25 protein-coding genes and 1 pseudogene are annotated in these 22,439 nt (G+C 60.6%); 9 read left to right on the top strand and 17 right to left on the bottom strand.

Going from position 1 to position 22,439, the window contains the following annotated elements; translation table 11 throughout:
- Window positions 1-164: 164 nt before the first annotated feature.
- A complete protein-coding gene (gene arcD, locus KZX66_RS13470) occupies window positions 165-1,592 on the top strand; it encodes an arginine-ornithine antiporter (protein ID WP_248080059.1) in 1,428 nt (475 codons plus the stop codon).
- Window positions 1,593-1,686: 94 nt separating this feature from the next.
- Here the strand turns inward: arcD and KZX66_RS13475 are convergent, their stop codons facing one another.
- The 7 genes from KZX66_RS13475 to KZX66_RS13505 form a co-directional block, all read right to left on the bottom strand.
- Window positions 1,687-3,036, bottom strand: a complete 1,350-nt coding sequence (locus KZX66_RS13475) for a CoA transferase (RefSeq protein WP_248080060.1) — start codon at window positions 3,034-3,036, stop codon at window positions 1,687-1,689.
- Window positions 3,037-3,076: 40 nt separating this feature from the next.
- Window positions 3,077-4,420: a HAMP domain-containing sensor histidine kinase gene (locus KZX66_RS13480; protein WP_248080062.1), complete on the bottom strand. Its 1,344-nt coding sequence runs from the start codon at window positions 4,418-4,420 to the stop codon at window positions 3,077-3,079.
- A 68-nt stretch (window positions 4,421-4,488) separates the two neighbouring features.
- Window positions 4,489-4,959 carry an LTXXQ domain protein gene (locus KZX66_RS13485; RefSeq protein WP_248080064.1) on the bottom strand — a complete coding sequence of 157 codons (471 nt, stop codon included), beginning with the start codon at window positions 4,957-4,959 and terminating at the stop codon, window positions 4,489-4,491.
- Window positions 4,960-5,123: 164 nt separating this feature from the next.
- Window positions 5,124-5,801, bottom strand: a complete 678-nt coding sequence (locus KZX66_RS13490; protein WP_248080066.1) for a response regulator transcription factor — start codon at window positions 5,799-5,801, stop codon at window positions 5,124-5,126.
- 7 nt (window positions 5,802-5,808) lie between these two features.
- Window positions 5,809-6,216 carry a translation initiation factor 2 gene (locus tag KZX66_RS13495; RefSeq protein WP_248080067.1) on the bottom strand — a complete coding sequence of 136 codons (408 nt, stop codon included), beginning with the start codon at window positions 6,214-6,216 and terminating at the stop codon, window positions 5,809-5,811.
- 106 nt (window positions 6,217-6,322) lie between these two features.
- On the bottom strand, window positions 6,323-6,622 hold the full coding sequence (locus KZX66_RS13500) for a YciI family protein (RefSeq protein WP_248080069.1): 300 nt from the start codon (window positions 6,620-6,622) through the stop codon (window positions 6,323-6,325).
- A gap of 1 nt (window position 6,623) precedes the next feature.
- Window positions 6,624-7,220 carry a septation protein A gene (locus KZX66_RS13505; RefSeq protein ID WP_248080071.1) on the bottom strand — a complete coding sequence of 199 codons (597 nt, stop codon included), beginning with the start codon at window positions 7,218-7,220 and terminating at the stop codon, window positions 6,624-6,626.
- An 87-nt stretch (window positions 7,221-7,307) separates the two neighbouring features.
- On the opposite strand from KZX66_RS13505, the gene KZX66_RS13510 reads away from it, so the two are divergent.
- The 5 genes from KZX66_RS13510 (at window position 7,308) to rluB (ending at window position 11,981) form a co-directional block, all read left to right on the top strand.
- Window positions 7,308-8,171, top strand: coding sequence for a PHP domain-containing protein (locus KZX66_RS13510; RefSeq protein ID WP_248080072.1), 864 nt, complete (start codon window positions 7,308-7,310; stop codon window positions 8,169-8,171).
- A gap of 13 nt (window positions 8,172-8,184) precedes the next feature.
- The gene (locus tag KZX66_RS13515; RefSeq protein ID WP_248080205.1) at window positions 8,185-8,814 is read left to right on the top strand and encodes an L-threonylcarbamoyladenylate synthase; all 630 of its coding nucleotides are present in this window, start codon (window positions 8,185-8,187) and stop codon (window positions 8,812-8,814) included.
- A 120-nt stretch (window positions 8,815-8,934) separates the two neighbouring features.
- The gene (locus KZX66_RS13520) at window positions 8,935-9,633 is read left to right on the top strand and encodes a ScpA family protein (RefSeq protein WP_248080207.1); all 699 of its coding nucleotides are present in this window, start codon (window positions 8,935-8,937) and stop codon (window positions 9,631-9,633) included.
- A gap of 12 nt (window positions 9,634-9,645) precedes the next feature.
- On the top strand, window positions 9,646-10,575 hold the full coding sequence (scpB, locus tag KZX66_RS13525; protein WP_248080074.1) for an SMC-Scp complex subunit ScpB: 930 nt from the start codon (window positions 9,646-9,648) through the stop codon (window positions 10,573-10,575).
- 194 nt (window positions 10,576-10,769) lie between these two features.
- The gene (gene rluB / locus KZX66_RS13530) at window positions 10,770-11,981 is read left to right on the top strand and encodes a 23S rRNA pseudouridine(2605) synthase RluB (protein WP_248080076.1); all 1,212 of its coding nucleotides are present in this window, start codon (window positions 10,770-10,772) and stop codon (window positions 11,979-11,981) included.
- 86 nt (window positions 11,982-12,067) lie between these two features.
- Here the strand turns inward: rluB and KZX66_RS13535 are convergent, their stop codons facing one another.
- Window positions 12,068-13,027 carry a leucyl aminopeptidase gene (locus KZX66_RS13535; RefSeq protein WP_248080078.1) on the bottom strand — a complete coding sequence of 320 codons (960 nt, stop codon included), beginning with the start codon at window positions 13,025-13,027 and terminating at the stop codon, window positions 12,068-12,070.
- Window positions 13,028-13,100: 73 nt separating this feature from the next.
- Window positions 13,101-13,238: a hypothetical protein gene (locus KZX66_RS13540; RefSeq protein ID WP_163034543.1), complete on the bottom strand. Its 138-nt coding sequence runs from the start codon at window positions 13,236-13,238 to the stop codon at window positions 13,101-13,103.
- A gap of 638 nt (window positions 13,239-13,876) precedes the next feature.
- Here KZX66_RS13540 and KZX66_RS13545 point away from each other — a divergent pair.
- On the top strand, window positions 13,877-15,298 hold the full coding sequence (locus KZX66_RS13545) for an amino acid permease (RefSeq protein WP_248080080.1): 1,422 nt from the start codon (window positions 13,877-13,879) through the stop codon (window positions 15,296-15,298).
- 238 nt (window positions 15,299-15,536) lie between these two features.
- On the opposite strand, the gene KZX66_RS13550 is transcribed toward KZX66_RS13545, so the two are convergent.
- From KZX66_RS13550 to KZX66_RS13565, 4 genes and pseudogenes are all read right to left on the bottom strand, one after another.
- The gene (locus KZX66_RS13550; RefSeq protein WP_305393522.1) at window positions 15,537-15,680 is read right to left on the bottom strand and encodes a colicin E3-like toxin immunity protein; all 144 of its coding nucleotides are present in this window, start codon (window positions 15,678-15,680) and stop codon (window positions 15,537-15,539) included.
- A gap of 137 nt (window positions 15,681-15,817) precedes the next feature.
- The gene (locus KZX66_RS13555; protein WP_248080082.1) at window positions 15,818-16,078 is read right to left on the bottom strand and encodes a colicin E3-like toxin immunity protein; all 261 of its coding nucleotides are present in this window, start codon (window positions 16,076-16,078) and stop codon (window positions 15,818-15,820) included.
- 11 nt (window positions 16,079-16,089) lie between these two features.
- Window positions 16,090-16,455, bottom strand: a pseudogene (locus KZX66_RS13560) (colicin E3/pyocin S6 family cytotoxin); the annotation flags it as partial.
- Window positions 16,456-16,685: 230 nt separating this feature from the next.
- A complete protein-coding gene (locus tag KZX66_RS13565) occupies window positions 16,686-17,063 on the bottom strand; it encodes a cytochrome c (RefSeq protein WP_248080211.1) in 378 nt (125 codons plus the stop codon).
- Window positions 17,064-17,133: 70 nt separating this feature from the next.
- Here KZX66_RS13565 and arfB point away from each other — a divergent pair, with 70 nt between their 5' ends.
- Entirely contained in the window at window positions 17,134-17,547 is a 414-nt protein-coding gene (arfB, locus tag KZX66_RS13570; RefSeq protein ID WP_042945196.1) for an alternative ribosome rescue aminoacyl-tRNA hydrolase ArfB, read from the top strand.
- Here arfB and KZX66_RS13575 read toward each other — a convergent pair.
- The 3 genes from KZX66_RS13575 to KZX66_RS13585 form a co-directional block, all read right to left on the bottom strand.
- Window positions 17,544-18,740: an MFS transporter gene (locus KZX66_RS13575; protein ID WP_248080084.1), complete on the bottom strand. Its 1,197-nt coding sequence runs from the start codon at window positions 18,738-18,740 to the stop codon at window positions 17,544-17,546. The two genes, arfB and KZX66_RS13575, sit on opposite strands and share 4 nt — an antisense overlap.
- Before the next feature lie 105 nt (window positions 18,741-18,845).
- Window positions 18,846-19,028, bottom strand: coding sequence for a hypothetical protein (locus KZX66_RS13580; protein WP_248080086.1), 183 nt, complete (start codon window positions 19,026-19,028; stop codon window positions 18,846-18,848).
- Window positions 19,029-19,391: 363 nt separating this feature from the next.
- The gene (locus KZX66_RS13585) at window positions 19,392-19,703 is read right to left on the bottom strand and encodes a DUF962 domain-containing protein (protein WP_248080088.1); all 312 of its coding nucleotides are present in this window, start codon (window positions 19,701-19,703) and stop codon (window positions 19,392-19,394) included.
- A gap of 161 nt (window positions 19,704-19,864) precedes the next feature.
- Between KZX66_RS13585 and KZX66_RS13590 the strand changes: the two genes are divergently transcribed.
- A complete protein-coding gene (locus tag KZX66_RS13590) occupies window positions 19,865-20,923 on the top strand; it encodes an AraC family transcriptional regulator (RefSeq protein ID WP_248080090.1) in 1,059 nt (352 codons plus the stop codon).
- Here KZX66_RS13590 and KZX66_RS13595 read toward each other — a convergent pair.
- On the bottom strand, window positions 20,880-22,334 hold the full coding sequence (locus KZX66_RS13595; protein WP_248080092.1) for a TrkH family potassium uptake protein: 1,455 nt from the start codon (window positions 22,332-22,334) through the stop codon (window positions 20,880-20,882). The two genes, KZX66_RS13590 and KZX66_RS13595, sit on opposite strands and share 44 nt — an antisense overlap.
- Window positions 22,335-22,439: the final 105 nt, after the last annotated feature.

The following is a 22,439-nucleotide window of genomic DNA, read 5'->3' on the forward strand; positions in this document are numbered from 1 at the left end:
GAAGTAGTTGCTGTATTTAAATTCTAAATAAGCCTAAAGATTGTCATGCCGTTGAGTTATGAGTGCGCGGTTTTTATTGCGCTCTCTAATAAACGCTACACTCGCTGAGTTAATTAGTTGAGTACACGGTGGTCAGCTCATACTTTATGGATTCAGGAGTCTGCATGTCTCAACCGGCCGAAAAACTTCGACTCAGCGCCCTGATCGCCCTGGTGGTGGGTTCGATGATTGGCGGAGGGATCTTTTCTCTGCCGCAAAACATGGCCGCACGCGCTGAGGTGGGGGCGGTGTTGATCGGCTGGGCGATCACCGCCGTCGGCATGTTGACCCTGGCTTTTGTGTTCCAGACCCTGGCCAATCGCAAACCCGAGTTGGATTCCGGGGTGTACGCCTATGCCAAGGCGGGTTTCGGCGATTACATGGGGTTCTCGTCCGCCTGGGGGTACTGGATCAGCGCGTGGATGGGCAACGTTGGCTACTTTGTATTGCTGTTCAGCACCCTCGGCTATTTTTTTCCGGTGTTTGGTCAAGGCAATACTCCGGTGGCCATTGGTTGTGCGTCGTTGCTGCTGTGGGCCGTGCATTTCCTGGTGATGCGCGGGATCAAGGAGGCGGCGTTCATCAACCAGATCACCACCGTGGCGAAGATCGTGCCGTTGCTGATGTTTATCGTGATCGCCGCCGTGGCATTCAAGGCCGATGTTTTTACCCGCGATATCTGGGGCCTGGGCAATCCACAGATCGGCAGTGTGGTCGATCAAGTGCGCAACATGATGCTGGTCACCGTGTTTGTATTCATCGGTATCGAAGGGGCGAGTATCTATTCGGCGCGGGCCGAGAAGCGCTCGGACGTCGGCCGGGCCACGGTGATCGGGTTTCTCGGCGTGCTCGCGTTGTTGGTCATGGTGAACGTGCTGTCCCTGGGCGTCATGAGCCAGCCGGAGTTGGCCGGTCTGCAAAACCCTTCCTTGGCCGGAGTGCTTGAGCACATCGTCGGTCCCTGGGGAGCGATGTTGATCAGCCTCGGCCTGGTGGTGTCGCTGCTGGGAGCCTTGCTGTCGTGGGCGCTGCTCTGTGCAGAAATCCTCTATGCCACGGCCCATGACAAGACCATGCCGGCCTTTTTGAAAAAGGAAAACGCCAACCAGGTACCGATCAACGCCCTGTGGCTGACCAACCTGATGATTCAGGTGTTTCTGGTGATCACGCTGTTTTCCCAGAGCACCTACACCACGCTGATTTACCTGGCGTCGTCGATGATTCTGGTGCCGTACTTGTGGTCGGCGGCCTATGCGGTGTTGCTGAGCGGGCGCGGCGAAACCTATGAAGGCGCCCAAGGCCAGCGCATGAAGGATCTTTTGGTGGGATTGATTGCTCTGGGTTACGCGGTATGGCTGCTCTATGCCGGGGGCCTGAAGTACCTGCTGCTGTCGGCGCTGTTGTACGCACCGGGCGTGATCCTGTTTGCCCTGGCCAAGCGCGAACAGGGGCAGCCGTTATTTACCCACCTGGAAAAAGGCATTTTCAGCTGCGTGCTCGCGGGCGCGGGGCTGGCTGCGTATGGGTTGTACAGCGGGGTATTGGCGCTTTGATCGGGGTGGCGAGCGGATTGGGGGGCTGCTGCGCAGTTCGGCGCGGGGCGAGCCCGCTCACTCCAACAAGCGTGGTGCCCACAGCAAAGCGTGTTCACCACTGCGGGCGGTGTGAGCCCAGTTCGCCCGCGGGCAAATCCCACTGCAACGGGGAGCCGCTGATGGTCAGCGGCGCGAGCAAACGATGGGCCGGGCCCCAGGCGGTTTGCTCAATCACCTGCCCTTGATCACCGGGTGCTTCGGCGCGTAACGCCGGTTGCTCCGGCACCGGGCCTGCCTCCACCAACAGCTTGGCCGTGCGCGCCAGCGACAACCGCGCCGAACCGCCACGGCCGGTTTGCAAACGTTCGCTCAAGGCGCGTATCACGCTCGCCGCCATCAAATACCCGGTCGCGTGATCCAGCGCCTGCACCGGCAGCGGCAGCGGAGTGTCCGACTGTTTCCAGACCATCCCTGCGTGGGCAATACCGCTGCTCATCTGCACCAGGCTGTCGAAGCCCCGGCGATTGCGCCACGGGCCGCTCCAGCCATAGGCGTTAAGACTGACGTCGATCAGACCGGGGGCGAGGGCTTGCAGTTGGCTGGCGGTGTAGCCCAGTTGCTCCAAGGCGTCGGCGCGGTAACCGTGCAGCAGGATGTCGGCGTCTTTGAGCAACCCTTCAAACACCTGACGGCCTTCGGGCGTCTTCAGGTCCAGACGAGCGCAGCGTTTGCCCAGGGTCATTTCCGGCACCACGCCGGGTTCGTTCCAGGTGGGGGCGTCGATGCGCAGTACGTCGGCGCCCAGCCCGGCCAGAAAACGGCTGGCCACGGGGCCGGCCAACACACGGGTCAAATCCAGCACCTTGATACCGGCCAGCGGGCGCGCCACCGAGCCGAGCCAGGGTTTATTGCAGGTTGTCTCGTAGGCCTGGCGCTGGACCAGCGCCTCGGCATTCACCGCCAGCCCCTGGGGATGGGCTTGCCAGGCCGGCCACGAACGCATCTGCGCCGCACAGCCGCCGGCTTCGACGATCGCCTGTTCCAGCTCGGCGGCATGCCATGGCGCGACGTGCCTGGCCATTTCGGCACGCTCAGTCACTTTGCCCAGTACCCGCTCGGCGGCGGCCCGATGATGGGGCGCGTTAGTGTGCAGGCGGATCCAGCCATCGGCGCTGGCGTAGTCGCCGGCCACCGGGTCCCACAGGGGCGGCACGTGCCAGCCCACGGGGCGAATCGAGGACGAGAACCAGAAGGACGCGAGGCGTCGGTCAACGCTGACGCCGGGTAAACGGTCGGTCTGTTGGCGGATCAGCTCTGCAACCGCTTGCCCGGCGGCGCCGATGCTGGCGCTGGCCAACTCGGTCACGGCGTAGGTCGAGGGCAGCGCACCGGCTTCGCTAAAGGCCAGTGGCGTGAGGGGCAGGTCGAGTGCGGCTTGGATGGGGGTCAGCAGGTCAGTCATCAAAGGCCCTCCGTAAGAGAAGGGCCACTATAAAAGATCATCACACCGACGTGGCAACCCCCGGTTCCAACGGCAGATCAATGCTGGCGATGAAGCCGCCGTCCGGGTGGTTGGCCAGGATCAGGCTGCCGCCATGGCGTTCGGCGGCGCGCCGCGCGATGGCCAGGCCAAGGCCATGGCCCTGCGCGGTCTGGCCGGGGGCGCGATAGAAGGGTTCGCCCAGTTGGCTCAGGTATTCGGCTTCGACGCCGGGGCCGTGGTCGCGCACGCTGATCAGAATGCGTTCGCCGTGGCGCTGCGCCTGCAATTGAATGGCCTGGCCTGGCGGGTTAAAGCGTTGGGCGTTGCGCAGCAGGTTATCCACCGCCCGCTCGATCATGGTTGGCCAGCCCTTCAGATGCAGGTCAGGGGCGGCGGTCAAGTGCACCTCCTGGTCCGGCGCACTGAGCTGGGCGTCCTTTTGCAGGGTTTTGAGCAGGGGATTGAGGTCGACGTCTTCGGCGCTGGCGTTGTCGGCATCGACACGGGCCAGCACCAGGATTTCGCTGATCAACGCTTCGAGGCGGTCGCACTCGCGGGTCAGGCGTGGCCAGAGTTTTTCCCGCGCTTCGGGGCTGGCGCGTTCGGCCAGGGCCAGGGCGATGCGCAGGCGGGCCAGGGGCGAGCGCAGCTCGTGGGACACGTCGCGCAGCAACTGGCGCTGGCTGCCTATCAAGCTTTGCAGGCGAGCGCCCATGCGGTTGAAGTCGGTGGCGAGTACGCCGAATTCATCGCGACGATTGGCCAGGCGCGCCAGGCTGTTTTGCTGGTAGGTGGCCTGGCCCAGGTCATGCACGGCACCGCGCAGACGGCTGAGCGGACGGGTGATGGAGAGGGTAACGAACAGGCTGAACAGGGTCAGCACCACCAGGGCAATGGCCAAGGCGCTCAAGGGCCAGGTCAGGCTGCTGCGGTGCCATTGATCGAGTTCCGGGTGCGGGATGCGGTAGATCAACAGGTAGGTGTCGCCGGTCTTCTCGCTGGTGTATTCGGCGGTCAGGCGTCGCCAGGGCAGGTGGCCTTCCTGGCTGTCGTTCTGGCGGGCTTCAAAGGCGGCGGCGCGGCGCGGGAAAGTACCGCGCACCACCGGCTCGCCGCTTTCGTTGAGCACTTGCACGTCGATGTGGTACTGGCGCTTGCGCTGTTGCAGCAAGTCCTGGGCGGCGTTCTCACCTTGGGCTTCGTAGAGTTGGGTCCACTCTTGCGCCAGGTTATTGAGGCCGGGGTGACGGCTGAGAATCCAGGCATCCTGATTGAGCATGTGCCCAAGCAGGATCGACAACCCGGCAACCAAGGCGATGGCCAGCCAGAAGCTGGCCAGGATGCGCCAGAACAATGAACGCACAGGAAACCCTCAAACAGGAAAAGCCCAGTGGCGGGGGCCACTGGGCTGGGAGCATTAACGCGAGGGCATTATTGCGCTTTTTGCGCCTGTTGCGCTTTCCAGGCCTGGAATTCCTTCCACTCGGCACGGCGCTGTTCTTGCCGCTTGATGATGTCGTCGAACTTCTTCTGCTGGTCCGGCTTGAGCACGGCACGGATATCCGCCTGGGTTTTCTGCTTGCCGGCGGCGATTTCGTCCTGCATGGCCTTCTGGTCAGCGGCCGGCAGTTTGTCCAGGTACTTTTTGGTCAGGTCTTTGCGAGCGTGCCATTGGTCGCCCATCAGCTTGCCGATCTGCTGACGCTGTTCGCGGCTCAAGTCCAGTTGGCTGAAAGGACCGCCTTTGCCGCGCGGACCGTGTTCACCGTCGTGGCCCGGCCCGCCCATCATGTGACCTTCAGGGCCGCCCATCGGGCCTGGGCCTGGGCCTTCCGGCATGGCGGCCATGGCAACGGTCGGCAGGGCTGCGGCGAACATCAAAGCGATAAGGGTCTTGCGCATGGTGATTCTCCTGTCTCTATTCCGGTGAGTCCGGATGTGAGTAGATTACGGAGATCAAGGTCAGCCGCCGTCAGCGGAGCGTAAAGGTTTGGTAAGGGGGAGGGGGGCAGCTGCGAGCGTTCAGCGGCAAGTGGAGAGCCGCTGACTTGCTGCGTGCAACTGCTTCAAACGCTGTAATAGTAACCTCGGCTGCGCAACGCAACGATCCGTGGCCGACCATCCGGGTGCGGGCCGATTTTTTTGCGCAGGTTGCTCACATGCATGTCCAGGCTGCGATCGTAAAGGGTCAGCTTGCGGCCCAGGGCGATCTGCGCCAGTTCCTGTTTGTCCAGGGGCTCGCCGGGCTGGCGCAGCAAGGCTTCGAGCAGGCGGCTTTCGGAGACGGTGAGGGTGAATTCCTGCTCATCGATACTGACCACGCCGCGCACCGGGCTGAAGCACAGGTCGCCCAGTTCCAGTTGAGTGGACACGGCGGCCGGGTGGCTGCGGCGCAATACGGCACGCAGGCGCGCGGTAAGCTCGCGCGGATCGCACGGTTTGGCCAGATAATCATCGGCGCCGAGTTCCAGGCCGAGGATGCGGTCCAGCGGTTCGCCCCGAGCCGAGAGCATCAGCACGGGCAGCTCCGGGTGGTCGTTGCGCAATTGCTTGAGCAACTCCAGGCCGCTGCCGTCGGGCAGCATGACGTCGAGCACCACGGCGGCCGGTGCGCTGTCGGCCAAGGCCTTGCGCGCGCTCAAGCCATCGTGACAGGCACGCACCTGGAAACCTTCCTGGCTCAACCAACTGCTCAGCAGCTCGCAGAGCTCCTGGTCATCATCTATCAGTAACAGCTCGCTCATGACTCACTCAATTTAGCCATTGTCGACGGCGACGGTGCCCACCGCTGGCGAAGATCCCGCACAGCAAGGCGATCAGCGCGACGGCCCCGCCGGTGACAAACCACTGCTGTTGCTCGGTCAGCCATCGGCTCAAGGCGACGCCCTGTGAATCTTTGAGTTGCTGTGCCAGGCGTTGGTTCTCTTGGCGAAGGCGGTTCAGTTGAGCGTTTTCACGGCTGGCATCCGCGCTTTGCAGTTGCTTGCTCAGCTCTTCACGCTGGCGTTCGCTTTCTTTCAAACGTTGCTGCAGCTCGGTGATCTGGGCGCCGGCACTCAAGGACAGGGGCGTGGAACTGCCGGTGTTTGAGGTTTCTTCAGCGTGGGCCGTAGCCCCGATCATTAACACTGCCAATAGACACAACTGACGTAAGCGCATCGGAACTCCTGATTCCACACGAATATTCAGAATGTTGTCGGCAGGTTACCGGGAATAATGAGCAATTAGGAGCGCGCCGAACGCAAATGGTTCGGCGCGACCCTGGTCAAGGCAGGACTTGCTTGAACGGCTTGATCACGACGTCGGCGTAAACACCGGCTGCAACGTATGGATCGGCCTTGGCCCAGGCCTGTGCGTCGGCCAGGGAGGCGAACTCGGCCACGATCAGACTGCCGGTGAAACCGGCGTCGCCTGGGTCGTTGCTGTCCACGGCCGGATGAGGGCCGGCGAGCACGATGCGCCCCTCGGCTTGCAGCACTTTCAGGCGCTCGACGTGAGCTGGGCGTACGCTAAGGCGTTTTTCCAGCGAGTTTTCAACGTCGGTGGCAATGATTGCGTAGAGCATGTCAGTCCTCGGTTTTCGGCGTGGTGGGCTCGGTGTCATGCAGGTGGCGCGACAGGTAGATGCCCTGGCCGACCAGGAACAACACGGTCATGCCCAGGCTGCCGAACACTTTGAAGTCGACCCAGTAGTCCTGGAATGTGAACGCCACGAACAGGTTGGCGGCGCCGCAAAAGATGAAAAACACGATCCAGGCCACGTTCAGGCGTGTCCATACCGGCTCCGGCAGGGTCAGCGCATGGCCCATGATCCGCTTGATCAGCAGGCGGTCGCCGATGAAGTGGCTGCCGATGAACGCCAGGGCGAACAGCCAGTTCACCACCGGGGCTTTCCATTTAAGGAAGGTTTCGCTGTGAAAGGCCAGGGTCAGGCTGCCGAAAACCAGGCACGCGACCAGGGTCAGCCATTGGCTTTTTTCCAGTTTGCGCTGGGAGATGAAGAGCGCACCGTAGACCACGATGGAGCTGATGATCAGCACCGCGGTGGCGCTGTAGATGCCGCCGACAGTCAGCTCATGGCCGGCCAGATCGACGACCCGAGGGTCAAGTTTGTAAACGATGAAAAACAGCAACAGCGGGATGAAGTCGATGAATTGTTTCACAGTAAGAGCCAGAAGCTGGATGTGGCGGCATAATAACAAACATCCTTGGTTGCGAAAGCGCCAGCTGACTTGAGGTTACAAACACCCGTGAATGTTGATTTGCACTGCCACAGCACGGCCTCCGACGGCGCCCTGGCGCCCGCGGTACTGGTTGCGCGTGCGTTTGAAAAAGGCGTGCGAGTCCTGGCGTTGACTGACCACGACACCCTCGAAGGCCTTGATGAGGCCCGTACGGCGGCCCATGCCTTGGGCATGCAACTGGTCAACGGTGTCGAATTGTCCTGCACCTGGGGCGGCGCCACCATTCATGTGCTCGGTTATGGTTTTGATCAAACCGCGCCGCCGCTGGTACAGGCCATCGCCGATTTGCACGATGGCCGCTGGCTGCGGTCCGAAGAAATAAGCCGCAAGCTCAGCCTCAAAGGCATGCCCAACGCCCTTGAAGGCGCCCGCGCCATCCAGCAGGAACTGGGCGACAGCGGTAATGCGCCGGCCCGTCCGCACTTTGCTGACTGGATGGTGCGTGAAGGGTTTGTCAGGGACCGCGCCGAAGCCTTCCGCAAATGGCTGGGCGCCGGCAAGTTGGGCGATGTGAAGCAACATTGGCCGACCCTTGAGGACACCGTCGAGACGCTGCGGGCCGCCGGGGCCTGGGTCAGCCTGGCGCACCCCTGGCATTACGATTTCACCCGCAGCAAACGCCGCAAGCTGATAGGCGACTATATTGGAGCGGGCGGCCACGCTATCGAAGTGGTCAACGGGCATCAACCCGCCGAACAGGTCGGCAGCCTGGCGATACTTGCCCGCGAGTTTGGTCTGCTGGTCAGTGCCGGCAGTGACTTTCATGGCCCAGGCGGCTGGTCCGAGATCGGCGAGTATCGCCCCGTCCCGGACGATCTGCCGCTGTTGTGGGGGCGATTCAAGCATGACCCCATTATTGCCACCGTCTGAACAGGTAGAACACGTGAGTCAATTCTTCCAGATTCATCCGGAAAACCCCCAGGCGCGCCTGATCAAGCAGGCCGTTGAGATCATTCGCGCCGGTGGCGTGGTGATCTACCCCACCGATTCGTCCTACGCCATTGGTTGTCAGATCGGCGACAAGGGCGCGGTCGAGCGCGTCAGGCGTCTGCGTCAGCTGGACGACAAGCACAACTTCGCGCTGATCTGCAGCGACTTGTCGCAACTGGGGCTGTTCGCCAAGGTCGATACCGGTACCTTCCGCCTGCTCAAAGCGCACACACCGGGGCCCTACACCTTCATTCTCAACGCTACCCGCGAAGTGCCGCGCCTGCTGCTGCACCCCAAGAAGCGCACCATTGGCCTGCGCGTGCCGGAGCACCCGATTGCCCTGGCGCTGCTGGCCGAGTTGGGCGAGCCGTTGATGAGTGTGTCGTTGATCATGCCGGGCGATACCGAGCCCCTGGAAGATCCTTACGAAATGCGCCAACTGCTGGAAAAACAGGTGGACCTGATCATCGACGGCGGTTTCGGCGGCGCTAAAGCCTCCACCGTGATCAACCTGGCAGATGGCGAACCCGAAGTGATTCGTGTGGGCTGCGGCGATCCAGCGCCCTTTATGGTCGAGGCCTGAATGTCGTCTGTGGAAACCGTCGACCCGCAGGCGGGCGCCCAGCAGGAACTGCCGTTTGCCATGGTGTATGGTCAGGCCGTGCTGGAAATGCCGCTGGATCTGTACATTCCGCCGGACGCTCTGGAAGTCTTTCTGGATGCCTTCGAAGGCCCGCTGGACTTGCTGCTGTACCTGATCCGCAAGCAGAACATCAATATCCTCGACATCCCGGTGGCGGAAATTACCCGCCAGTACATGGGCTATGTCGAGTTGATGCAGTCGGTGCGCCTGGAACTGGCGGCCGAGTACCTGGTGATGGCCGCCATGCTCGCCGAGATCAAGTCGCGCATGCTGCTGCCGCGCTCGGAGACGGTGGAGGCCGAAGAGGACGACCCGCGCGCCGAACTGATCCGTCGCTTGCAAGAGTACGAACGTTTCAAGGCGGCCGCGGAAGGTATCGACGGTCTGAGCCGTGTGGGCCGTGACGTGGTGGTGCCCAAGCTCGACGCGCCCGAGGCCCGTGCGCGAAAGCTATTGCCGGACGTGAGCCTGGAAGAATTGCTGATGTCCATGGCCGAGGTGCTGCGCCGTGGCGATATGTTTGAAAGCCACCAGGTCAGCCGTGAGGCCTTGTCGACCCGCGAGCGCATGAGTGATGTGCTGGAGCGCCTCAAGGGCGGCGGCTTCGTGCCGTTTGTCGAGTTGTTTACCCAGGAAGAAGGGCGTCTGGGGGTAGTGGTGACCTTTATGGCGATCCTTGAGCTGGTCAAGGAATCCTTGGTCGAACTGGTCCAGAATGAGCCTTTTGCGGCTATCCACGTGCGGGCGCGAGCCGAATAAAGAGCTGAATCGATGAATCTGACTGAACCCCGCGAACTGGCCCCTTTGCTGGAGGCTTTTCTCCTGGCCTCGGGCAAGCCGCAATCCCTGGAGCGCCTGTTCGAACTGTTTGAAGAGGCCGAGCGCCCCGAACCGCCGGTTTTCAAAAAGGCGCTGGAGATCCTGCGCAAGTCCTGTGACGGCCGCGCCTTTGAACTGCGCGAAGTGGCGTCGGGTTATCGCCTGCAGATCCGCGAGAAATTTTCCCCGTGGGTCGGTCGCCTGTGGGAAGAGCGTCCGCAGCGCTATTCACGGGCGATGCTGGAGACCATGGCGCTGATTGCCTATCGCCAACCCATCACCCGTGGCGAGATCGAGGACGTGCGCGGCGTTGCGGTCAACAGCCATATCGTCAAGACGCTGCTGGAGCGTGAGTGGATCCGCATCGTCGGTTACCGCGATGTGCCGGGCAAACCGGCGATGTTCGCCACCACCAAAGTGTTTCTCGATCACTTCAACCTGAAAAACCTCGACGACCTGCCACCGCTCGCCGAACTGCGCGAGATGGAAGCCGAGCCGGTGCTGGACTTCGACGACGCGCCGGTGCCCCCAGGCTTGCAGGAGCTGGCTGACGCGACGGCCGAGCCGGAAGAGCCCAAGGACGAAACCAGTTTCCATACCTTGCTGCTGGAACTGGACGACATGGAGCAGGGCATCAAGACCGACTTTGATGACTTGTTGCGTGATGGCGCCGCCGAGCCTGAAGCCGCGGTAACGGCGGACGTTGAGGCTGAGCCGGAGACCCCGGAGCCCGAAGAAGACATCCTCGGCGTGGCACAAGCCCGCGAAAAACTCCTGGCCGCCGTCGCCGCCCTTGAGCAACCGCCCCTGAGCGACGAGGAAGACGAAGCCCGGGCCCTGGCCGAAGCCATCGAGAACGAACGCCGCCAGTTCGAAGACTGAGGCCGTCTCATGGTGCTCCGGGCACCACCGGTCGGCGGAAAAACCGATGACGTCGGCCTTATCGACTAGTCTCTGATGCGCAACGCGCGCCATACGCGTATGATTCGCGACCCTTTGCCGACCTATTCGGCGAAAGCCCAGCTTTCAACACTCTTCAGGCCAGGCCTGAATCGACCCACCGGGAGGTGCTTACGATGAACGACAAAGACCAGAACGACAGCCAGGAAATCGGCCCAGCAGGCGAAAAACTGCAAAAGGTGCTGGCGCGTATCGGCGTGGGCTCGCGCCGCGACGTCGAAGCCTGGATCACCCAGAAGCGCATCAAGGTCAACGGCGTCGAGGCCACCCTCGGCCAGCGCGTCGACCTGCACGATGCAATCACCATTGATGGCAAGGTCATCAAGCGTGAAGAGGCCGCCGAATCGGTGCGCCGCGTGATCATGTACAACAAGCCCGATGGCGAGATCTGCACCCGTGACGACCCGGAAGGCCGTCCGACCGTGTTCGACAAGATGCCCAAGCCCAAAGAAGGCCGTTGGATCAACATCGGTCGTCTGGACATCAACACCACCGGTTTGCTGATGTTCACCACCGACGGTGAACTGGCCAACCGCCTGATGCACCCGTCCTACGAGATGGACCGTGAATACGCGGTGCGTGTGCGCGGCGAAGTCGATGACGAGATGATCGAACGCCTCAAGGCCGGCGTGGTGCTGGAAGACGGCCCGGCCAAGTTCACCGACATCAAGCAGGCCCCTGGTGGCGAAGGTTTCAACCATTGGTACCACTGCGTGGTGATGGAAGGCCGTAACCGCGAAGTGCGTCGCCTGTGGGAATCCCAGGGCCTGGTGGTCAGCCGCCTCAAGCGCGTGCGTTTCGGCCCGGTGTTCCTGAACTCCGACCTGCCGATGGGCCGCTGGCGCGAAATGAGCCAGTACGAAGTCGACATCCTCAGTGCCGAAGTAGGCCTGACGCCGGTTGCTATGCCGCAGATGAACGCCAAGAGCAAAGACAAGCTTGAGCGTATGCAGCGTAAATCGTCGCGCCCTGTGGCCCGTACCGAGCGCGTGGCCCGCACCGTGCGCCCGGCGCTGGATGCACCAGCCACCGGCGGGCGTATCTCGCGTCAGCCGCACATCGAAGGTGAACGTCGCCCAACGGCACCGTCCCGTCAGGAAGGCGAGCGTGCCCCGCGCGCACCGCGTCCTGCGCCGGCCGGTGGTCGTAGCAACCGTGGTGAAGCGGATCGCCCAGCCGACAACGCCAGCACCAAGCGTCCAGCCAAGCCGGCAGCGAACAAGCGTCCTGGCCCGAAACTGGTCGCCGACGAGCCGTCGGGCAAGCGCCGTGGCGCTCCGGCCGGTTCGGGTCAGCGTCCTGGTTTTGGTCGCAAGAAGCCGCAGTGATTTAATCGCCGCATAAAGAACGCCAACCCCAGGGTTGGCGTTTTTTTTTGCGCTGAATTTGAAATACCAACACCTGAGGGAGTGGCTCAGAAAGCAAATCTGCCATCGAACACCGGCTTGTCATCCAGCGCCAACACCCCACTGGCAAAGATCAAGTCCAGGTGATGACTGCCTTTCTGGCCGCCGCCCAAGCCCAGGTGCAAACCGCAATGGCGCTCCTCGAACCCGGCGTTGCGCGCATACAGGTCCAGCACCCCTTCGTTGGTGCCGATGCCCAGTTCCTCCACGCGGCGATTGGACGGGTTGGCGTTCAGGTACTTATTGAAATCATCCACCAGTCCCGGCACGTCACTGGCCACGCTGCAGACGGTCGAGTTCTCGATCCACAACTCCAGCGGTGACTCCAGCACGCCGTATTTGCGCGCAAAGGGGATGGTGCTGAGAAAGGTGCCGACAAACCGTACCTGGCCATTGATGGCTTCGCTGTGGGTGGCGATTTCGCCGGGGGCCAGGTCGTGGTTGCCGACGCCGTTGATATTGGTCCACTTTTTGATGCTGCTCAGCGGCGTCTCCAGGCGGGAGCCGTGCTTATCAGTGAAGCGCAGAACATTGGCCTGGGACATGCGTCGGATCAGCGTGGCATTGAGATCGGCGATGCGCTGGGGCGCGACGCTGAAGGTGTCGTAGAAGTAGTCGCCGTAATCCTTGAACAACAGCGACTTCTTCCAGTGTTCGGCCATCACGCCCTGTAGGGCACGGATAAAGTCCGGGCCTTCGGCGCGTGGGTTGGGCAGCGTGGATGAATCGTAGAAAAACACGTACAGGTCGCACGTCTCGATGGCTCGCGCCAGCGTATCGGGGGCGGCCTGGTCCAGGCGCTGCCTCTGGACATTGAAGCGCGCGGCGCTGCTGTGGGTGATGGCCTGGGCGATGGCGTCGTAGCGCTCGGTATGGCCCAGCAGCACCGTGGGGCAGCTCACGCCGCTGAGGGCCGGGTGATGGGCGAGGTAGTAGAGAAAGTGTTCGACGGCGCGGGCCTTGTCCATGACGGGTGTCCTTCTGTGCCTTGGGTAAGGGGGCGGGCGCCATGCGCGGCGCCCGCCGGATGCCTGCCGGTGGTTAGAACGGCCACATCGCGGTGCCGAATGGCACGACGGCGTCTGCTTGCATCATTTCGACGGCGGCGTCGTGGGTCGGCGCTTCAAACCAATCGTCGAGTTGCAGTTCGGTTTCCAGGTCGTTTTCCAGTGCTTGCATGGTGGATCTCCTAGAGGACGGTATTTGAGAACGGCTCGCCAGCGGGCTTCGCCGGCAAGTGGAATGAACCTAGGAGAGGCGCATGGTTTATGCAAAATGTTTATTGCCACGGTTTCATTTGGATTTTCTTTTCTGTTTTTTCTGCAGGTTTTTTTCTTGAAGAAATTCAGAGAGCTGGCGGTGTCGATTTATCCGGTGGGTGCGTTCGCCAATTTTCCTTCGTGTGACATTTGTAACGCGGATTTTCCGCGTTGTAACGATTAGTTTACGCTTGGTCCTCGCGCTCATTGCGTCGACATTTGCTGTAAGGAATAGCTGACAGATCGTCGCATGCACCTTTCGGGTGCGGGCGTAAGCGGTCGAGCGGTGTACAATGCGCCGCGTTTTACTGTGACTCCCTTGCGTAACCACGCAAAAGGCCAAGACCTCTGGGTGTACCCACCCTGATCACTCCGCCCTGCCACGAGCCGGACGGGTTCGATTTCGTCACAGATAAAAACAAACAGGTGACGCATGACCGTTAGAAAGACGCTGTACTCCTGGTGCCTGCGCTGGGGTTTGAGCGGCGCTGCTTGAGTCGTCAATTCAAGGCAGCAACCTGCATTCAACATCATCAAACCTTGCGTGAGAGCCTTTTCATGAGTGGACCCCATTCCCCTTCGGGCGAGCTGAAACGCGGCCTGAAAAACCGTCATATCCAGTTGATCGCCCTCGGTGGCGCCATCGGTACCGGCCTGTTCCTGGGCTCGGCCGGGGTGCTCAAATCCGCCGGTCCGTCGATGATCCTGGGCTATGCGATCTGCGGCTTTATTGCCTTCATGATCATGCGCCAACTCGGCGAAATGATCGTCGAGGAGCCGGTTGCCGGCTCCTTCAGCCACTTTGCCCACAAGTACTGGGGCGGTTTTGCCGGCTTCCTGTCGGGCTGGAACTGCTGGATTCTGTACATCCTGGTGGGGATGTCGGAGCTGACGGCCGTCGGCAAATACGTGCACTACTGGTGGCCGGAGATCCCGACGTGGGTCTCGGCGGCGGCGTTCTTCGTGCTGATCAACTTGATCAACCTGGCCAACGTCAAAGTGTTCGGCGAGGCTGAATTCTGGTTTGCGATCATCAAAGTGGTGGCCATCGTCGGCATGATCGCCCTGGGCAGCTACCTGCTGGTCAGCGGCAGCGGCGGCCCGCAAGCCTCGGTGAGCAACCTGTGGGAACACGGCGGCTTTTTCCCCCATGGCGTCGGCGGCCTGGTGATGGCCATGGCGATCATCATGTTCTCGTTCGGCGGCCTGGAAATGCTCGGTTTTACCGCTGCCGAAGCCGACCAGCCACGCACCGTGATCCCCAAAGCGATCAACCAGGTGATCTACCGCATCCTGATCTTCTACATCGGCGCATTGGTGGTGCTGTTGTCGTTGACGCCGTGGGACAGCCTGCTGTCGACCCTCAACGCGTCCGGCGATGCCTACAGCGGCAGCCCGTTCGTGCAGGTGTTCTCCATGCTGGGCAGCAACACCGCCGCGCACATCCTCAACTTTGTGGTACTGACCGCGGCGTTGTCGGTGTACAACAGCGGCACCTACTGCAACAGCCGCATGCTGCTGGGCATGGCCGAGCAGGGCGATGCGCCCAGGGCTCTGGCCAAGATCGACAAACGCGGCGTACCGGTGCGCTCGATCCTCGCCTCGGCGGCGGTCACCCTGGTGGCGGTGCTGATGAACTACTTCATCCCGCAACACGCTCTGGAATTGTTGATGTCGCTGGTGGTGGCCACGCTGGTTATCAACTGGCCGATGATCAGCTTCTCGCACTTCAAGTTCCGCCAGCACATGAACCGCACCGGCCAGGTGCCGTTGTTCAAGGCGCTGTGGTACCCCTATGGCAACTACATCTGCCTGGCGTTCGTGGTGTTTATCCTGGTGGTCATGCTGATGATTCCGGGGATTCAGGTGTCGGTGTACGCGATTCCGGTGTGGGTGGCGTTTATGGCGGTGTGTTACTGGGTCAAGAACAAGCGCCGTGCTGAAGCGGCGCTGAACCCTGCGAGCGCGGGGTTGAAGTAAGCGGCGTCATGTAACCAGAACCGGCAGACGGTGTGATAACGCTGCCTGGACCGCCTGAAAGCAAATGCCCTGACGTGTCGGGGCGTTTGCTTTTCAGGGGTGATGAAAAAAGAGAACTGGACGTCTGGTATTCCAGTGCTCTCACCACCGAAGTTACCAATGCTGCGATCATATCTATCTCTTTCTTTGCCCTCATAAAAGGCATCTCGGTCTGTATCACTCGTGTGCATCTTTGTAATCAAACGCGATGGAAGTAGTCGCTTTCTGAAAAAGCAATCTCATGAGAGAAGTATGTTTGGATCGGTGATAACCACTCCTGCCGCAGTTCAAACATGCCGTTATTGATGTCCTCGTTTACTGACAACCCGAGCTTGAAAATCACGGAGTAATCGTTTCCTCAATCCGCAGAGTCCTCCCTTCCGCTTAGCCACTTTGTGGTTCTGTCGAACCATTCCAATCTCACTTTGAGTCCCATGTGGCTCCCATCACTGAACTGTATACTCGCTGCCAGTACCATACTCAGTATGGCCAAGGCCCCTGATGGTGGAATGAAATCTGGTAGTCATAGTTGTCTTGTTTTATCTCATGTTTGAAGTGAGGTTGTAGGACCGCTATCCACTTTTTCTTAAGATTGTAGGCGCCATCGAAAATCTGATAGTCTTTCTCTAGCTCAAGCGAAGCAAGTATCGAATGAGTATCTTCAAATATAGTTGACGCTTCTTCTCCAACTCCGAACTTCGTAGGTTTTTCAAACCATTCGAGTATGACTCTGAGACTCATGGATGTTTTCCTCACAGGTATTTTTTGATGTTTCTCTTTGGATTTGGCTGTTTTGTTCTTTCGCCAGTTATATGATTGAACGCACCAATATGGCTGCCGTCACTTATTAAGTAAACTTCCAGTTCCCCTTCTGCCGAGTCCCATTCAAAGATTTTTCTGTTTTTGGCATCCATCCATCGTTTCCGTACACCCGCACCTCCCTGCTTTGGGGTCATTCCTTTTATGCTCCTCAAACCAGAGAAACCGGTGATTTGTTCCGTAGTCGGCGCCGTGTGATAACCGTGACCCAGTGCAGGAAGTGTTTTTCTTCGAACACTCACCACCACATACAGCGGCCGAACCCCCGACTCCACCGGGAACACCAGAATAAAATCCCGATCATGATGGGCTCACTTCCTTGTGTGGGGGGAGTGAGCCTACGAGGGAGGATCAAGTAACTGGAATTGGCATTATTCGATGATAAACGTGGGAAAAGTAGACGGAAAATTCAGTTTGTTTCGAATGCATTTTTTAATGCTGAGTGTGTACCACGCGACCCCCCGGGGCTGACAGCGTTTCCGGATGCGGTACTCAGTCCCTCGAAAAGCTCAGGTAAAGGTGGAGCCATTCACCGGCTTTTTAAAATCACACCAGTCATGTATTGATTCAAATCGCGAAAATCCTCAACGCTCCACGCATGCGGCGGTACACGCACTCCATTCTCCTGTAATGTTTTTGGAATCAGGCTTCCGTTAGGACGAAGGATGACCGAAGAGACAATAACCCCCGGATAATCAGCCAGGCGTTTTTTGAACGCGGGCGTCGTCAGGTCAGGTGTAGGCGGGCTGCTTTTCCTGGCCAATGGTCCCGTCGCCTTGAGGTCCGCTCCGTGGCACATGGCGCATCGCTGTGAATACAGAGTCTTGCCGTTGGCACTATCGGCGAAGGACTGCGAAGTTTGAATGAGTGCTAAAGTGCCGAGCAAAGCCATCAAGGGTATTTTCATTCCACGGGTGACCTTGTTGCCTATGTTGTTATCCACGATTGGCTTATCCGTTGCCTAAGGTTTTTCAGTAATGCTGGTCATTTCCAACAACGTGCACCTGCCCGATGCCGAAATCGAGCTGACTGCCATCCGCGCCCAGGGCGCTGGTGGGCAAAACGTCAACAAGGTGTCGAGCGCGGTGCACCTGCGTTTTGATATTCCGGCGTCGTCGCTGCCGGATTTCTATAAAGAGCGGCTGCTGGCACTGCGTGACAGTCGCATCACCAGCGACGGCGTGTTGATCCTCAAGGCCCAGCAATACCGGACCCAGGAACAGAACCGCGCCGATGCGCTGGAGCGCTTGGTGGAGTTGATCCTCAGCGCCACCAAGGTCGAGAAGAAACGCCGCCCGACCAAGCCCACTCTGGGCTCGAAGAAACGCCGCCTGGAATCCAAGACCAAGCGCGGCAGCATCAAGGCCGGGCGCGGCAAGGTCGACTTCTAAGCGTCGCGTGTTTCGCGGGCCTTGGGCGCCTGCCGGTACAGGTACACGCTCAGCAGTAAACCGCCGAGGGCGGCGAGGGCGGCAAACAGGAAGATTGACGCAAAGCCGAAGCCTGCCGCCACTGCCCCGGCCAACGGGCCGGTGATGCCCAGTGACAGGTCGATAAACAGTGAGTAAGCCCCCACCGCCGAACCGCGGCTCGATGCGGGCACCAAATTGACTGCCTCCACCCCCAGCGCAGGAAACACCAGCGAAAACCCAAACCCGCTCAAGGCAGCGCCGGCCAGGGCCAGGTGCGCATCCGGCGCCAGCCACAGCAACAGCAGGCCAAGGATCTCCACTGACAGGCAGGCGATCGCCACGCGAAAGCCGCCGATACGGTTGATCAAGTTGCCGAACAGCAGGCGCGCGCCAATAAAGCTGGCGCCGAACAGGCTCAGCGCCCACACCGCGTTATCCCAGTGTTGGGTGGTGTAATACAGGGTGATGAAGGTGGCGATGGTGCCAAAGCCGATGGAGCCCAGGGCAAGCGCGCAACCGTGGGGCAAGACGCGACCGAGTACATTCATGAACGGCAGGCGCACGCCGGTCACAATCGGCGCCGCGACTTTGTTCCAGGCCAGCAGTAAGCCCAACAGCGCCAGCACAATAATGCTGACGCCCATGCTCCACAGCCCCAGGTGACTGACCAGCAGCACGCCCAGCGGTGCGCCGACCGCCAGCGCGCCATAACTGGCAATGCCATTCCACGAGATGACCTTGGCGGTATTGGCCGCGCCTACCCGGCCGATGCCCCAGCCGATGGCACCCGAGCCGACCAGGCTTTCCGCGCTGCCCAACACCAGGCGGCCCACCAGCAGGCTGCCCAGGCTCAGCGCCGGCAGGCTGGCGGACCAGGCCGCGATCAGCATGAACACCCCGCTCAGGCCGCAGCCTGCCAAGCCGATCAGCACGGCGCGCTTACTGCCCAAGTTATCGATGATTTTGCCCGCGTACGGGCGGCTCAGCAGGGTCGCCAGGTACTGCACGCTGATGACCAATCCGGCAATCACCGCGCCATAGCCCAGCTCGCTGTGGACATAGCCCGGCAATACGGCCAGGGGGATGCCGATATTCAGGTAGCCGATGAAGGTGAACAAGACGATGGAAACAACTTGCAGCGTGACCGCCATGGGGCGCTGGGTATCTGGCATGGGGAGAGGTCCACTGTCGCAGCAGGTAAAGATAGGCTGCTAATGATAGCGGTGCTTTGGCCCGAACAGGACGGTAAAACGCAAAAACGTCGGATCAACCAGACTTCAGGCTTGCGCGGGGGCCAGCAATTGCGTGGTGACCAGGGCCGCCAGCGCGTTCTCCTGGGTGCCGAAGCGCTTGAGCAGCAAGGCCTGCTTGTCTGCGCTGAGGCGGTTCCACACCTCGACCATCTGCAAGGCAGCGTCGAGTACAGCGGTGTCCGGGGTGTTGGGGAGGTTGTCGGTCATGCGGGGTACCTCGGGTCATTCAGGCGGTGTGGAAAGCGCGCAACGGTGCGCTTTCCACACGGTCTGGTACGGCGTCAGTCCTGGCGTTCGCTGTCGACTGGTTTTGCTTCTTTGGCCTCAGGCTGCTGGGGGCTGGCCTGCTGCGGTGTTGGCTGCTCAGTTTCGTGCAGGCTTGGGAAGGGGAGATTAGGTATCTCGTGCATCGTCGTCGCTCCTCGCAAAGTCTGTTTTATCAATCGCAGGTGATTCCGCGCTCTCAAAAAGCTTTCGCAGGATACAGCACTGTAAATGACAAAAAGACTTTTAAATCGACGGATCAACGAACCTTCTGCGTTTTTGCGCAAGTGACACGCTGCCGCAGGGCTAGAACGGCACCTTGCCCAGAATCATGTCGCGGTACATCACAAAGTCCCCGAGCAAGCTGTACAACGGGTGCTGAAAGGTCGCCGGGCGGTTCTTTTCGAAGAAGAAGTGGCCGAACCAGGCAAAGCCGTAACCGGCAATCGGCACGGCCAGCAACAGCCCCAGTGACCCCCTGCCAATGGCGTAGGCCAGGATACCGATCACCAGAGTGGTGCCAATAAAATGCAGGCGCCGGCAGGTGCTGTTGGCGTGTTCGGCCAGGTAGTAAGGGTAAAACTCGGCGAAGCTATTGAATCGCTTGACGTTTTCCACAGTGACGAGCCCTTTGATTGTTGTGCCGCCGGGCAGATGTTCGGCGGGGAGCTTATTTGAGTCTAGAGTGAACACTGGTAACAGCCAGTGACATTAGATGCCACTTTAGTATCCTTGGCTTCCTGGCTGCCGTTTTGAGCCTGCTTTATTAAGAAGACGCCATGAGCGAACGAACAACTTCTGCAAGCTGGGCAATGGGGATCGTCAAGGCGCTGGAAATGGATGGCCTGGACTGCCGCAGCCTGTTCAAACAAGTGGGCCTGGATTACGCGGCCCTCGATGACCCCGACGCACGTTTTCCACAGGACGCCATGACGCGCCTGTGGCAGCGCGCGGTCGAACTGTCGGGCAACCCGGCGATTGGCCTGAACATGGGCAAAGTGGTGCGCCCGGCGTCGTTTCATGTGGCCGGTTACGCGTTGATGTCCAGCAACACCCTGGCTGAAGGTTTTATGCGGCTGGTGCGCTACCAGCGGATCATCGCCGAAAGCGCTGACTTGAGTTTCCGACTGTTGTCCGAAGGCTATGCGCTGATTCTGACCGTGCATGGCGACCATCTGCCGCCCACCCGGCAAAGTGCCGAAGCGTCGCTGGCCTGTGCACTGGCGCTGTGCGGCTGGCTGACGGGCCGCACCCTGCAACCGCGCAAAGTCCTGCTGCAAGGCGAGCCGCCGGTGGACCTGACGCCCTATAAACAGGCGTTCCATGCGCCGCTGGAGTTCAACGCGACGTATGACGCGCTGATCTTCGAGCGTGCTGATATGGAGGCACCGCTGCCTACGGCCAACGAGGCCATGGCGCTGTTGCATGATCGGTTTGCCGGTGAGTATCTGGCACGCTTCTCTGAAAGCCGCGTGACCCATAAGGCACGCCAAGTGCTCTGCAGATTGCTGCCCCAGGGCGAACCCAAGCGTGAAGTGGTGGCTCAGACCCTGCACCTGTCCCAGCGGACCTTGCAGCGGCGTTTGCAGGAGGAGGGCACCAGCTTTCAGACCCTGCTCGACGACACCCGTCGCGAACTGGCCGAGCAATACCTGGCGCAGCCGAGTATGACCCTGTTGGAGATCGCCTATCTGTTGGGCTTTGCCGACCCGAGCAACTTTTTCCGTGCGTTTCGCCGGTGGTTCGATACCACGCCCGGCGAATACCGGGCGCGGTTGCAGGAGGCGTCGACGGTCAGTGACGCCAGAACGCCGGGATACACAGAACAAAGACTGTAATGATCTCCAGGCGGCCCAACAGCATCCCCAGGGACAAGATCCATTTGGCGGCATCCGGCAGGCTCGAGAAGTTGCCGGCCGGGCCGATGGTTTCACCCAGGCCCGGGCCGACGCCGGACACGGTGCTGGCGGCGCCCGTCAGCGCGGTCATCCAGTCCAGGCCCAGCAGCGACAACGCCAGGGCGATGGCGCAGATGGTGATGGCGAAGAAAAACGAAAAGGTCAGAATCGAACGCACAATTTCTTCGTCGAGCCGGTGGCCGTTGTACTTCTGCTTGATCACCGCACGCGGGTGAATCAACTGGTTCAAGTTGGCCTTGAGCAGGATATAGGCCACCTGGAAGCGGAAGATTTTGATCCCGCCGGCGGTCGAGCCCGAACAGCCGCCGATAAACCCCAGGTAGAAGAACAGCATCAGCGAGAAGTTGCCCCACAGGCTGTAGTCCCCTAGCGCAAAACCAGTGGTGGTCACCACCGAGGTCACGTTCAGCGCTACGTGGCGCAGGGCTTCGAGCCAGTGCAGGCTGGTCGTCCACCAGTACCAGGTGCCGAGCACCAGCCAGGTCACCACCAGCAAGCCGAGCAAACCCTGTACCTGTTGGTCCTTGATCAACGCCTTGCGGTTGCCGCGCAAGGTGGCCACGTACAAGGTGAACGGCAGGCTGCCGAGGATCATCACCACCACCGCTACCCAGTGCACCGCCGGCTGTTTCCAGTGGGCCAGGGACTCGTCGGAGGTGGAGAAACCACCAGTGGAAATCGCCGACATCGCGTGGTTGATCGCATCGAACAAGCCCATGCCCGCCCACCAGAACGCCAGGCTGCCGAGGATGGTGATGCCCACGTAGGCCGCCACGATCAGCCGCGCCACCATGTGCGAACGGGGCATGACTTTTTCCGAGCGGTCCGAAGATTCGGTCTGGAACAGGCGCATGCCACCGATGCGCAGCAGCGGCAGAATCGCGACCGCCATGCCGATAAAGCCGATGCCGCCGAGCCAGTGCAGCAGCGAGCGCCACATCAGAATCCCCGGTGACATGCTGTCCAGCCCGCTCAACACCGTAGAACCGGTGGCGGTGATGCCGGACATGCTTTCAAAAAACGAGTCGGTGTAGCTGATGTGCTGGGTCAGCAGAAACGGCAGCGCGGCGAATACGCACACCACCACCCAACTGGTGACGGTGAGCAGGTACATGTCCCGCGGACGCAGGTGCACATGCTCGGGGCGCCCGGGAATCACCAGCGCCAGGCCGGCGATAAACGTGATCATGCTGGCCCACAGGAACGACGGCAGGTCGCTGGTGCGTTCGAAGATCACCAGGGTGGCCATGGGCACGACCATGGCGATCGCAAGGGTGATCAGGAAGATGCCGATGATGAAACCGATGATGCGTAGGGTCGGCAACGCCATGAAGTTCGCTCGAGATGGGGCAGAGGCGCCATTCTACCTGGGGTGCAGGGCATGTAAACCGCCCATGAAAAAGGCGACCCGAAGGTCGCCTCGTTCAACTGCACA

This window comes from Pseudomonas sp. EYE_354 (assembly GCF_023148575.1).
GTDB lineage: Bacteria > Pseudomonadota > Gammaproteobacteria > Pseudomonadales > Pseudomonadaceae > Aquipseudomonas.